12 protein-coding genes are annotated in these 13,526 nt (G+C 44.4%); all 12 read right to left on the reverse strand.

Going from position 1 to position 13,526, the window contains the following annotated elements; translation table 11 throughout:
• Nucleotides 1-383: 383 nt before the first annotated feature.
• A complete protein-coding gene (locus tag D7D50_RS02500; RefSeq protein ID WP_117745107.1) occupies nt 384-746 on the reverse strand; it encodes a DUF1304 domain-containing protein in 363 nt (120 codons plus the stop codon).
• Between the two features lie 12 nt (nt 747-758).
• Nucleotides 759-1,184 carry a MarR family winged helix-turn-helix transcriptional regulator gene (locus D7D50_RS02505; protein ID WP_117745108.1) on the reverse strand — a complete coding sequence of 142 codons (426 nt, stop codon included), beginning with the start codon at nt 1,182-1,184 and terminating at the stop codon, nt 759-761.
• Between the two features lie 348 nt (nt 1,185-1,532).
• Entirely contained in the window at nt 1,533-2,156 is a 624-nt protein-coding gene (locus D7D50_RS02515) for an HAD-IA family hydrolase (protein WP_117745109.1), read from the reverse strand.
• 5 nt (nt 2,157-2,161) lie between these two features.
• The gene (locus tag D7D50_RS02520) at nt 2,162-3,445 is read right to left on the reverse strand and encodes an MATE family efflux transporter (protein WP_120701380.1); all 1,284 of its coding nucleotides are present in this window, start codon (nt 3,443-3,445) and stop codon (nt 2,162-2,164) included.
• A 60-nt stretch (nt 3,446-3,505) separates the two neighbouring features.
• Complete coding sequence (gene thrC / locus D7D50_RS02525) at nt 3,506-4,990, reverse strand: threonine synthase (protein WP_120701381.1); 1,485 nt, start codon at nt 4,988-4,990, stop codon at nt 3,506-3,508.
• Between the two features lie 194 nt (nt 4,991-5,184).
• Nucleotides 5,185-5,781 carry an anaerobic ribonucleoside-triphosphate reductase activating protein gene (gene nrdG / locus D7D50_RS02530; protein ID WP_023024974.1) on the reverse strand — a complete coding sequence of 199 codons (597 nt, stop codon included), beginning with the start codon at nt 5,779-5,781 and terminating at the stop codon, nt 5,185-5,187.
• Between the two features lie 4 nt (nt 5,782-5,785).
• On the reverse strand, nt 5,786-6,286 hold the full coding sequence (locus tag D7D50_RS02535) for a GNAT family N-acetyltransferase (protein WP_023024972.1): 501 nt from the start codon (nt 6,284-6,286) through the stop codon (nt 5,786-5,788).
• 43 nt (nt 6,287-6,329) lie between these two features.
• Complete coding sequence (locus D7D50_RS10135) at nt 6,330-6,470, reverse strand: hypothetical protein (RefSeq protein ID WP_006595204.1); 141 nt, start codon at nt 6,468-6,470, stop codon at nt 6,330-6,332.
• A 12-nt stretch (nt 6,471-6,482) separates the two neighbouring features.
• Nucleotides 6,483-8,693 carry an anaerobic ribonucleoside-triphosphate reductase gene (gene nrdD, locus D7D50_RS02545; protein ID WP_023024970.1) on the reverse strand — a complete coding sequence of 737 codons (2,211 nt, stop codon included), beginning with the start codon at nt 8,691-8,693 and terminating at the stop codon, nt 6,483-6,485.
• A 125-nt stretch (nt 8,694-8,818) separates the two neighbouring features.
• Nucleotides 8,819-10,600 carry an MFS transporter gene (locus tag D7D50_RS02550; RefSeq protein ID WP_120701382.1) on the reverse strand — a complete coding sequence of 594 codons (1,782 nt, stop codon included), beginning with the start codon at nt 10,598-10,600 and terminating at the stop codon, nt 8,819-8,821.
• A gap of 343 nt (nt 10,601-10,943) precedes the next feature.
• Nucleotides 10,944-12,218 (reverse strand): histidine--tRNA ligase, encoded by a 1,275-nt coding sequence (hisS, locus tag D7D50_RS02555; protein WP_120701383.1) that lies wholly within the window; start codon nt 12,216-12,218, stop codon nt 10,944-10,946.
• Nucleotides 12,219-12,409: 191 nt separating this feature from the next.
• Nucleotides 12,410-13,402, reverse strand: a complete 993-nt coding sequence (asnA, locus tag D7D50_RS02560) for an aspartate--ammonia ligase (RefSeq protein ID WP_061564605.1) — start codon at nt 13,400-13,402, stop codon at nt 12,410-12,412.
• Nucleotides 13,403-13,526 lie beyond the last annotated feature (124 nt).

The following is a 13,526-nucleotide window of genomic DNA, read 5'->3' on the forward strand; positions in this document are numbered from 1 at the left end:
GGCCTATTATACCACGAATCACAAGGTCTCTGGTACATAAAAACTCTACCCTTTCGGGTAGAGTCTTCTTTAGGAGTTTCTTATGAAAAATGAGGAGAAGCGTCTACTCACCGTAACAAGAACCTTGTTGTGGCATTTTCTTAAAACGTTTTGGATAATTTACTGAGATTTTCATTTTCTGTACCTCATTTCTTATTGGATGAGTACAGTATACAAGAGAAACCTAAACCATTTCTTATAGAAAGCTTCAAGAAAACTAAAAGTTGAGTGCGGAAGGCGTGGTTGGTGTTTCCTGCAGACCGGTAGCTGAAGATGAAGTCTTTATCATCGTAGACCCAAGAGAAGGAATGAAAAAACTCTCTCACTTCCGAAAGAGTTGACAGTTAACCAAGCAGAAGAAAGCTGGCTAAGGCGACTATCGCTGGCCCACCCTGAGTCAAGATAATTTTTTTATTAGAAGTCACAGCACCATAAGCTGCTACACCAATAATAAAGAACAGAAAGATCGCGACAATTTCACTATTTTTAGCTATAAAGAGGCCATAGAGGAGAAAGACACCAATCAGAGCATTATAAATGCCTTGGTTTTTGAAGAGGACCGTCACAGATGGACGAGTCAATTCTTCCTGATCCATATTAAAGACACGGCTAGTCGATGCCGAGTGGGTTGCCACACTCTCTAGATAAAAAATATAAAAATGTTCGAAAGCAGCAAAGCTTGCAAAAACAATGGTTAAAACAGACATATCATTCTCCTTTTAAAGTGTCATTTGTTCGAGGCCAGATACCAACTTTTCGAGTAAGTCATTCAACTGATTCCGCTCTTGTTCAGAGAGAATCTGATCCATCTGGGTTTTTACCTGTAGATGATGCGCTGGAGGATGGACCAACAACCGATCTCTGGCAAGCTCCGTCAGTTCCACCACAACCTCCCGTTGATTTTCTGGATTGCGACTACGAGTAACATAGCCCCCAGCCTCTAAGACCTTGAAGTGGCGGGTTAAGGCTGCAGGGTCAATCGCTAGTTTCTCCTGAAGGGCCGCTTGGCTACACGGAGCTTCTGCTAATAAGAACTGAAGCATCTGATAACGGGTCAGACTAATTCCCAATTGCTTTTCAAATAATTGGGTCGAAGACTGATCAGCTAGCTTCAACCGATAAAGCAAATCATGCATTTCTGCCATTCCTTCTCTCCGATCTGTTTGTTGATTTATCAATAATTGACTTGTCAAGTATATCATTTAAAAAAAGTCGAGGCAAGAAATTTGCTCCCCTCAAACGAAATTATCTCTTCCTAAGAAGAACAAAGTAAAAGACCACCGGATTTGGTGGCCTTTTAGGGAGATTATTATGAAAAAGAAAAGTTTTAGGATTTCATAAACAAAGTTAGGAGGTCTTTGTTTATGGTTTTATTATATCGGATTTATCTTAAAGATTTCTTAAGGAATTGTTTCATTTTCAAAACAAATTGTTTACGGATTCTTTTCATAGCGCTATTTCAGCAACAAAGAAACCTTACTTTGTTAAAGAAGTTAACTTTTTTCTTGTTTAAAATAGAGACGAATCTCATCCAAACGATGAATCGTATGATTCACATCCGGTTTGTAATCCAAAAAATTAATACTCCCGATTCCTGCATTGTCTGCCAAATCAACATCCAAGGTTCGATCACCAATATAATACGTTTCACTCCGATCCAGCTGGTACTTGTCCACTAGGTAATCGACTCCTTCTGGATCTGGCTTTCTCCTAAAGCCATTGTCTGTTGTAACGACCTCTTGGAAATAGGATAGAATCCCTAAATCTTCCAGAATTGGGTAGGCGTTCTTCCCCTTGTGGGTATAGACGAATTGAACAATCCCTTCCTCTTTCGCCCAAGCTAAAATATCTCTAGCTCCTGGCATTAGATGGACCTGGGCATTTTTCTCACGCAGACTAGAAGCGCGATAGCGATTCATCTCTTCTGCATCCAAGTCATGTTCTCTAGCCACTTCTTCAAGAAGAGCCTGGACAGACTGATTGAGAATAAAGGCATAGACCGCTTCCCGGTCAAAGTCTATAGAGTAATGGGCATAAGTCTCAGCAATTCCATCCAAAATAGCTTCATAAGAGTCTAAAAGCGTCCCATCCAAATCCCAAATAAAAGCTCGTGTCATAGGTCTTATTCCTTCCATTTTCGATGATAGAGTGTTTTTAAGAAAAACCAGCGAAATCCATTGTCCAAGAGGGTACCTGCCCAAATACCTGGTAAGCCCCATCCAAGGACAATCCCCATCAGATAACCAGAGCCAATCCGTATCACCCACATACCGATCGTGGTTGCATAAAAAGGAAGGCGGGCATTCCCCAGACCTTGCCAGACAGCCGTATAGATAACCGTCCCAGCTGTCAGAGGTGTCCCGAGTAAGGAAAACAAAATGACAGACAAGGAGGCAGCAAGGGCCCCTGGATCCTTGGTGTAAAGGGCTGTTAAAGGACTTCCAAATAAGAAGATAGTAAGGGCGAGAGGAAACATGGAAAGAAAGGAGAGCCAAAAACTCCGACTGGTGATTTGCTTGATACCTTGCCAATCATTCTGTCCCAAACTTTTGGCGACCAACATGACTGTCGCTGTCGCAATCCCAAAAGCCGGCATATAGTTGAACTGGGTTAAGACTTCCCCAATGGCATTCCCAGCTACCGCTCTGGTCCCAAAAACAGCCACCATAGCAATGATGACAATATCCCCCGCTCGCATCATGAGCCGTTCACCAGCAGCAGGCAAGGCAAGGGAGAGCAAGTCTCGATCCAAGCCCCAACGAAAAGGAGCCAAGGGAAGTTGAACTTGACGCCAGAGCAAGTAGCTCCCTAACAGGCGAGAGAGAACCGTTCCTAAGGCAGCCCCAGTGATGCCCAGCCTAAAAACAAATATCAAGATGCCAGATAACAAAGCATTCAGCACATTGGTCAACAAACTGACATACATAGGTGTCCGCGGGTTGTGGGCCACACGGACTAGGGCTCCAAAAGTTGTCATGAGGCCCAAAAACAGGATGCTCCCTCCAACTAGGGCTAGATAGAGGCCCCCAGCTGCTGCAACCGCTGTTTCAACCCCCAAGAGGGCAATCAATTCCTTGCCAAAGCAGAGGGATAAAGCCCCTAAAACAAGACTTAATAAGACTGTTACTTTGATAGATTCAGTAGCTTGATGAGCTATGGCCTTCTGATCTTTTTGCCCCATACTTTTGGACAAGAGGCTCACGACCGCTGCTCCAAGGGCGATAAAAATAGCTTGGTAAATCGTGATGATATTACCTGCAACGGATACACCCGATACGGCTACTAAACCCAACTGAGCGACCAAGTAGCTATCTACCATCCCCATGAGCATTTGGAGAAAATTTTCTCCGATGGCTGGAAGGGCAATCCTTAAAATTTGTCGATCTACTTGTTGTTGACGAGACACACTTTCCTCCTGATGAAAAGAAACTCAGTTAGTTTCCCAACCGAGTTTACTTCCTCTCTTTTAAAGTCCTAGATAAGTTTCTACTGCAGACTGCATCTCTGCTGCTGCAACCGTTGTCTTGTGACGAACTGGAGCTGTTTCAAGACCATCCACTGCTGGTGGCAAGGCAACACCTGAAATCTCATGCAACTGTGCCAAGGCTTCAAAGTCGCTAAGTCCTGATTTTCCAGTTACAGCTTCTACTGCAACTACTGGGAACTTGTACGGACTAGCAGTTGATGCAATCACGGTCTTAGCCGCATCGCCTGTCGCTTCTTGGTATTTTTTAAATACGGCTGAGGCAACTGCTGTATGAGGATCCTCAATATAAGAATCTGATTCGTAAACACGTTTGATTTCTGCAGCTGTTTCTGCTTCAGTCGCATATTCAGCTGCAAAGAGATCAAGAATTTCTGCATCAAAATCAGTCAACTCATACTGACCTTGGGTGTTCAAGGCACTCATAAGTTCAGCTGTCTTAACTGCATCATTCCCCAAAAGATGGAAAATCAAGCGCTCCAAGTTTGAAGAGACTAAGATATCCATAGATGGGCTGGTAGTTACCTTAAACTCACGCTTCTTGTCATAGACACGAGTTTTAAAGAAGTCTGTCAAGACATTGTTATCATTTGAAGCACAGATCAACTTGCCAACTGGTAGGCCGATTTGTTTAGCATAAAAGGCAGCCAAGATATTACCGAAGTTTCCTGTCGGTACGGTGAAGTTAACCTTGTCACCAGCCTTAATCTCACCAGTTTTAACAAGCTGAGCGTAGGCATAAACATAATAGACAATCTGTGGGACCAAACGACCGATATTCATAGAGTTAGCTGATGAGAACTGAAGCTTGTTAGCTGCCAATTTCTCACGAAGGGCTACATCATTGAACATGTGTTTCACATTGGTCTGGGCATCGTCAAAGTTTCCATCAATAGCGATCACATGGGTATTGTCCCCAGTTTGTGTGGTCATTTGCAACTCTTGTACCTTGCTGACACCGTCCTTTGGATAAAAGACGATAATCTCAGTACCTGGAACATCCGCAAAACCTGCCATAGCAGCTTTTCCAGTATCTCCAGATGTCGCTGTCAAGATGACAATCTTGTTTTCCAAGCCGTGCTTCTTGGCAGCAGTTGTCATAAAGTATGGCAAGATAGACAAGGCCATATCTTTAAAGGCGATGGTTGAACCGTGGAACAATTCCAAGTTGTACTGGCCATCCAGCTTAACAAGAGGGGCAATAGCTGGTGTATCAAACTTGCTGTCATAGGCATTGGTGATACAGTAGTCTAACTCTTCTGCTGTAAAGTCATCCAAGAAGGCTGACAAGACCAGTTTCGCAACTTCTTGGTAAGAAGCGTCTTTTAATATGTCAAAGTCCAAGTCCACCTTTGGATAGCTCACTGGAGTGAACAAGCCACCATCAGTAGCCAAACCTTGCAAAATCGCCTGGCTGGCTGTAACAGTATTTTTCGCATCACGCGTTGATTGATAAACTAATGTCATGTAAATTTCCTCATTCTGTTCCTTCACTGTACGGGCTAGACTGTTCTAGCTTTTGTACAATCTATTCCATTATACCATGAATTCTTCTGAATTTTATCAGTGAGAATGAAATTGTCTGAAAAAGAGCTCCCTTCTTGCAAACTGAAAATCAACGAAAACCTCTCTTCATCGATTTATCTGCCCCCCGACTCTCGCTACTCTCTTTTCACTTGTTCATAGGATTCCTTGCCATCATTGAGCTTGTCCCAGATGACGACTTTTCCTTCTTTGAGGGACTGTTGGACATCGATGATCCGCTGGTTAGAAGAGCCTCGGAACTGCAACATCAGGTTGCGCTTGCTCTTATCATAGCGACCATCCACCAGAATATCAATCAGAGAAAGTAGCTCCAGTTTGTCCGGTGTCTCCAGCATCATTTCTTCCCAGGTGTAACCGGTCCAAGACCAGATATCTTTGTCAGGGAGTTCTCTTTTCACCCGCTTGACCAAGGGCAGCAGGATGCCAGTGTTGAGAAAAGGTTCACCCCCAAGCAGGGTCAAGCCCTGAACATAGGGTTGGGCCAAATCCTCCATGATCTGCTCTTCCAACTCTTTGGTGTAGGGAATTCCTGCATTGAAAGACCAGGTGGCTACATTGTAACAGCCCTCGCAGTGAAACATGCATCCTGCCACATAAATGGAGTTGCGCACGCCTTCGCCATCGACAAAGTTAAAGGCCTTGTAATCGATAATCCGACCTTGACTCAGTTCCTCGCTTTTCCATTCGCCTGGTTTTGGTGTATTCCATGTCATCCTTCTACTCCACCTCTATCCAATAACGCTCCGTTCCATTTCGAACATCCTCCAACTGGCCACCGTTAGCTAAGATAACAGCTCGACTAGCCGGATTGTCAATACTGCAGGTCACCAGAGCAAGATGGATGTTCTTCTCCTTAGCTACTTGAAGACCTTGACGGAGAGCTTCCTTGGCATAGCCCTTGCCCTGTTCAGAGGGACGGATGGAATAACCAATATGCCCACCCTCCTCTAGGAGATAGTCACTCAGACGCAATCGGAGGTTGAGAAAGCCAACCGCTTGACCGTCTCTAGCAAAAGCGACTAACTGAACAGCAGGCACCCAACCATCAGGGATCCCTAGCCCCATTTCCATATCACGGTTGCTTTTCAACCAGTCTTCATAAACAAAAGCTTCAGCATCCCAAAATCCACCGTCATGGGCTGATTGGGTCTCTTCAAACTCTGTCATCATGTCTAATACAGTTTCTTTATCTGCTAGAGTTGGTCTGCGTAATTCCATCTTTACCTCCCCATACGAGAAAAGCGAGAGCGAACTCTCACTTTTATTTTTTCTTAGCTTTCTTTAAAAATTGCTCTCTCAGGCTGGCTACCCGGTCTTTTTTATTGATTCCGCCTGTCGAATGTTTTTCGTGGAATCGTTGTACCTGAGCCTTGCCCTTATCGTCTAATTGGTATTTTCCCATAATCTTCCTTTTCTAATCTTTCACTTGGTGTCCAGCTGATTTGATAGTAGACCCGTTCATGTGTTTAACCCGCGCAGCGATTTCCTTATGGCGGCCATTGACCATGGGGCGAGCTTGAGGATTTCCTAGATAGCCACAGGTCCGTTTGACGACATCCACTGTCTTGGGGTCACTATTGCCACAGTTTGGGCAAGTAAAACCACGTTCGGTTGGCGCGAAGTCCCCTTCGAAATCACACTTGTAGCAACGGTCGATTGGCGTATTGGTTCCGAGATAACCGACCCTGTCATAGGCATAATCCCAAACCGCTTCAAGGGCTTTTGGATTTTGTTGGAGAACTGGGTACTCACAATAGTGGATAAAGCCACCCGTCGCTCCAGCTTCTGGATAGACTTTTTCAAAGTCCAATTTCTCAAACGGGGTTGGGTTCTTGCGGACATCGTAGTGGAAACTATTGGTGTAATATTCCTTGTCTGTGATATCCGGAACCTTCCCAAATTTCTCCGTGTCCAAGCGACAGAAGCGGTCTGTCAAGCTTTCTGACGGTGTCGAATAGATGGAGAAGTGGTAGTCATACTGATCGGACCATTCTTCGACCCGTTTCTTCATATCCTTAATAATCTCGATTGTAAATTGTTTGGCTTCTGGATTTTCTTCCCAATTAGGCCCATAAAAGACCGTCGCCACTTCATACAATCCAATATAGCCGAGTGAAATCGTCGCTCTACGGTTGCGGAAAAGTTGGTCTACCTGGTCGTATTTGCCCAAGCGTTTCCCAAAAGCGCCATATTGATAAAGAATCGGTGCATTAGCTGGGGTTGCTTCCTTGGTCCGCTCTACCCGATAGACCAAAGCATCTTCCGCGATGTTCATCCGCTCATTAAAGATTTCCCAGAACTTTTCCTTGTCTCCGCCAGATTCCAAGGCAATCCGGGGCAAATTAACCGTCACAACTCCCAGATTCATCCGGCCAGAATTGACTTCGACACCATTTTCATCCTTCCACCCTTGAAGGAAAGAACGACAGCCCATGGGTACCTTGAAGGAGCCCGTCAATTCGACAATCTTATCATATGAGAGGACATCCGGATACATGCGTTTGGTTGCACATTCCAAGGCCAACTGTTTGATGTCATAATTGGGACTCCCCGGCTCTAAGTTGAGGCCTCTCTTCAAGGTGAAAATCAACTTCGGAAAAATAGCGGTCCGGTGTTCTGAACCGAGTCCCTTAATTCGAATTTCCAGAATGGCCTTTTGAATTTCCCGTTCGAAACGATTGGTTCCGAGACCGAAGCCTAGCGAGGTGAAGGGAGTTTGTCCATTGGAGGTAAAGAGGGTATTGATCTCGTATTCCAGCGATTGCATGGCATCATAGATATCTTTTTTCGTTTTTTGCCAAGCATAATCCTCGCGTTTTTCAGGGAGAACCCACTCCTCAGCATCCTTCAAGTGCTTCTTATAATTCTTTTCTGCATAAGGGGCCAAAACTTCATCGATCCGGTCTGCCGAGCAACCACCATACTGGCTAGAGGCCACATTGGCAATAATTTGCGAGATTTGAGCCGTTGCAGTTTGGATGGATTTAGGACTTTCTACTTCTGCATTCCCAATCTTAAAGCCATTCTTTAACATACCTTCAAAATCGATCAAGCAACAGTTAGTCATTGGAGTATAAGGGCTATAATCCAAATCATGGTAGTGGATATCCCCTTTTTGGTGGGCATTGGCCACGTGCTTGGGTAACATTTTGAGACCAATAGATTTTCCGACAATCCCCGCAGTCAGATCACGCTGGGTGTTGAAAACATCGCTGTCCTTATTGGCGTTTTCATTCACCACTGCTTGGTCCTTATTGAGGAGTTTGCCGATGGTAAAATTGATATCCGTCGCTTTTGAGCGCTCAAAATCCCGCTGGGTCCGATAAGTAATATAGCTCTCAGCAATCGCATACTCATTGGCTTGTAATAACTCGTGCTCGACGACATTTTGAATCTCGTAAATTTTCACGCCACGAGGGAAGCGTTCCAAAACTTCAGCCACGATCCGGTCTGTTACGGTTTCTAATTTCGCTTCCAGGGCCGGAGTGAGGCCTGTCACTTCTTCTGTCGCCTTGACCAAAGCACGGTAAATTTTATCGACATCAAACTTGACCTTCCGCCCATCTCTCTTTTCCACAAAGAGTTGGGGGAGACTTTGGATATGCTCTTCTCGTAACGTTATCATACTCTCGCCCACTTTCTTTTTAATACAAATAGAATTCACCCCATATTATATCACTCAAAAATAAAAAATCAATATCTTGTGGCAAAAAATGTTATTTCATTTCAAAACCACAAGATATTGATAGTCTATTTATATCGGTACAAGGTGTACTGCGAACCCTTCTGGTTCACTTTTTCGTAATTTTTGGTTAGAACTTTTTGCAGAGCAGACGTTACATCTAGGTCTTTATTGACCACAATAAACTTCGGCTTAGCTTGCTTAATCTGATTGATTAGATTGGTTCGATTTTCCTTCGGCCCCATATAGGCAGTTGGGGTTAGGAGGGCTGAAGCTGCTAAACGGCCACTTTCTTGATAGAGATGAGCCGTCTGATCCCAAGCATAGATCGTATCTTTAGAATCGCTATGACTCTTGATATACTGAGCGATTGCACTTCGGTCACTAGCTAGATTGCTTTGGAGAACCAATTGATTCACAACTGGATAGCCCACTAAATAAGCCATTGCCAAAATCGGTAGGAAGGCTTGACTGGAGAAATAAAGGTCCCAGATAGAATTATTCTTCATCTTCCGGCGCTGGTAAGTAGACTCATCCCCGGCAAACCAAAGGGCTAACAAGGGGAGACCAAAAGGTAACAGGCTAAGGAACTGATAGGCCCCTTGCTCTGGTGTCCCAACCACAACTGCAACAACTAGCAGAAGACCGAACCAACTCATAAACCGAATCACACGTTGACCACTTGTCGACACTTTTCGGAAGGACATGACGAAAGCTGAAGCGAAACCAAGCGTCAACAGCAATAAACAGTAATAAACTAGGTTGGCAAATAGATGCCCGGCATCAAACTGGAGGAAGCGGAGACTATACAAGGTCTGATGGATCGCATACCCAAATGAGCCGTTCCACACAGTAATGTAGCCCAAGGGATAGAAAACAAGAGAGAATCCCAAGAGGGCAGCAAGGAATTGATAGAAGCCGTGGGCTAATTTCTTTTGCTTCACATGATAGGCTGTCAATCCGAGAAAAGCAAGCAGATAAAAAATCACACTCAGCCATGGCACAATCATAAAGGCCAAACAGGCTCCTGCACCATAGGCGACAAAGGATTCGTCCGTTTTCTCACCTTCTAGATAAGCAAGGATGAAATTCATAGAGCCAAACAAGAAGGGAAGGGCATAAAAGACAGCATAGTTCCCACCAAAGCCAAGCACTCCAGCAAGAAGGTAGAAGAGTAGCTGAACTTGTCCTGCAATTTTTTCACTTGCAACCAAGCTTCTGACCATCCGATACAGGCTCGTCCCAGCAAAAAAGTAGGCTAAAATCTGGAAGGCCACCAAGAGAACTTGACCTCCTACCAAACTTCCTAAACCACTGAGCCCATAGTAGAGCAAACCATTGACCCCAAAGAAATGACCATAAGGAACTTGACCTTGAGAAATCGCCCAACCGGCATATAAGTCCTGGGTTTGTTGGTTAGTCGCAACTAAGTTGATAAAAGGAAGAGCTACATGGACCATCCCAAGTAGGACACTTAAAGCAATTGGTAGTGACAAGGGAACTGGTCGCTTAATGGCATAGCGCCCCAAGGGCTTTTCATCTTCTTGGTTTTCTAACGACTCTTCTACATCCTCTTGGTCTCTTGACCTCGCTTCAAGCTTCTCTTTACGACTATGACCAGATCGTGATAAACGACTTAGAGTTTCGGTCGAAGCTTCTGTTTCGACCCCTTCTCCATTAACCTGGCTCTCTTCCTGGTTCTGATCTGATTCCACCGGTTGACTAGCAGTCAAAACTTCTTCTTCCCGGCTAATCGATTGCTCCAATACCTTTCGTAGCTCTTGAGTATCTTGAAAATTGGATCCGACACTTAAGCCAAGTTTATGCGATTCTTTTTCTTTTTCACTCATACCTTGTTTTTTCCTTTACTAGAATTGCAAGTGCTAAAGGGCACATGCATGCCCTACTAGTATATCAAAAATGGACCCGGCTGTCAGCTTTCTCCACAAAGAGAAAATAGATGACACACAAAAAGACAGACTATTTTTCACTTAAAATAGCTAGATAATTGTTCAAAAAAATGACTCCTATTACTTTGAGTCATCTAAGAATCTCTGAAACTTTCCGCCGTGAGAAAAATGCTTGAAACAGTGGCGTTTCAAGCATTCAGGAGTTTTGAACCTAAGGAAAGATTCTAGGAATTCTTTTTCTTCAATCTGAGACCGATACCTTCTCGGCATCCGTCTTTTCTTTTTAAAGTTGATTCAAGATAGTCTGAAAATCGTTTTTTACTTCTTCGATGGAAGTGGTCACTTCCTGACGAGTCTGGTTATTTTTGACGGTGATTTGGCCACTTTCGACCTCGCTACCACCTAAGGCAATGATAGTTTTTGCCCCAAAGACGTCAGCTGACTTGAACTGAGCCTTCAACTTACGTCCTAGGTAATCACGTTCTGCGATAAAGCCTTGACGACGAAGAGCCTGAACCAATTCCAAGCTGGCCACTTCTGCTTCTGAACCCAGGACAGCTACATAGACATCTAACGATGCCTCTACAGGAAGTTCAACTCCTTGTTTATCAAGAACCAACAAGAGACGCTCAAGTCCCATCCCAAAACCAAATCCTGGAGTTGCAGGTCCACCAAAATATTCTACTAAGCCATCGTAACGACCTCCCGCACAAACGGTCAATTCATTTCCATCTACTTCTGTCACGAATTCGAAAATGGTGTGGTTGTAGTAGTCTAGGCCACGAACCATATTGGTATCGATGACATAGTCAATTCCTAGTCCATCTAGCATAGCCCGCACGGCATCAAAGTGTGCCTGGCTTTCTTCGTCCAAGTAGTCTAGGATAGATGGAGCATTCTCAACCGCTTGTTTATCTTCTTTTTCTTTCGAATCCAAAACGCGGAGCGGATTTTCCTCTAAACGGCGTTGGCTATCCTTTGAAAGTTGGTCCTTCATCGGAAGGAGGTAGTCGATCAAAGCTTGACGATAAGCCGTCCGACTGGCTGTGCTACCAAGGGTATTCAAGTGGAGGACGACATTTTCAATGCCAATCTCTTTGAAGAATTGGTCAGCCATGGCAATCGTCTCGACATCCGTTGCAGGATTGCTAGATCCAAAACACTCTACTCCAATCTGGTGGAATTGACGCAAACGGCCAGCTTGAGGGCGCTCATAGCGGAACATGGGACCGATATAATAGACCTTGCTTGGCTTTTGAACCTCTGGTGCAAATAGTTTATTTTCAACATAGGAGCGGACCACCGGTGCTGTCCCTTCTGGACGCAAAGTAATGTGACGATCTCCCTTATCATAGAAGTCGTACATCTCCTTGGTCACGATATCCGTTGTATCCCCAACAGAACGACTAATTACCTCGTAATGCTCAAATATCGGTGTACGGATCTCAGCATAATTGTATTTTTTAAAGGTTTCGCGAGCAAATCCTTCTACATATTGCCACTTAGCGGACTCCTGTGGCAGGATATCTTGGGTTCCTTTTGGTTTTTGTAATTTCATAGACACCACTCCTTTGCTTGCTTTGTACTATTTATTCTATCATAATTTCTAGTTCGTGACAGTGCTCAAGCGATAAAATCATCCCACAAGCCCATTGGGAACAGAAAAACCTAGCTTCTCCAGTCCCATAAAAATAGAGCCCGCATCAAATGCAAGGCTCTATTTCTTTCGTCGCTTTACTTGCAACTATCTTATAAGATATTTTCATATTGTTCGCGAACTTCCTGTGGCCAGACGCTAGTTTGGACTTCTCCGATATGTTTCTTACGAAGCAAGAACATAGCCATCCGCGATTGACCGATCCCGCCTCCGATAGTTAGTGGAAACAGGCCATTCAAAAGCGCACGATGCCATTCCAATTCCAAACGATCTTGATCTCCTGTAATAGCAACCTGGCGCTTGAGGGTGTCCTCATCAACCCGGATCCCCATAGAAGACAATTCGAAAGCCGCCCCAAGGTTATCATTCCAAACAAGGATATCCCCATTTAAGCCCTTGTAGCCATTTTCGGTCTCCGTTGTCCAGTCGTCATAGTCCGGCGCCCGTCCATCGTGCGGTTTGCCATCTGATAAGACGCCACCAATCCCAATCAAAAAGACTGCTCCATATTCTTTGGTGATGGCATTTTCCCGTTCTTTTGGTGTCAAATCAGGATAGCGCTCTACCAACTCTTCTGTATGGATAAAGGTGATTTGCTTAGGTAAGATAGACTCAATATCATAGCGAGCTTCAACAGCCAACTCCGTCAAACGAATGGCCTTGTAGATCTTTTCAACTGTTTCTTTCAAGTAAGCGAGGTTGCGGTTACCATTTGGAATAACCTTCTCCCAGTCCCATTGGTCGACATAAACTGAGTGGGTCGCATCCAAGGAATCTTCATCCGGACGAAGGGCCTTCATATGGACAAAGAGACCTTCCCCTTCCCCGAATCCAAACCGCGCTAAGGTATGGCGTTTCCATTTCGCAAGGGAATGAACCACTTCATAGGTCTCGTTGGGAATTTGCAAGACCTTTACAGAGACAGGGTTTTCCACTCCAGATAGGTTATCCTGCATCCCGTCTCCCACCTTACTCAAGATAGGTCCTTGGACTTCGACAACTTCTAGCTTGTCTTTCAAATACTGGGTAAACGTAGTTTTTACGAATGAAATTTCTTCTTGCTGGTGAATAAAACTCTTCTTCATAGAGACTCCCTTTAAATAGTTTGATTTTGATTATACCCTTTTTTAGAGAAAAATCAATAGTTACCGCTTCGAAAAGAGCCGTTTGCCAGCCGTTCTAAAGATTGTCTCCTTTCAGCTAATTAAC

Origin of the sequence: Streptococcus koreensis, assembly GCF_003627135.1 — a bacterium.
In the GTDB taxonomy this organism is placed as follows: domain Bacteria; phylum Bacillota; class Bacilli; order Lactobacillales; family Streptococcaceae; genus Streptococcus; species Streptococcus ilei.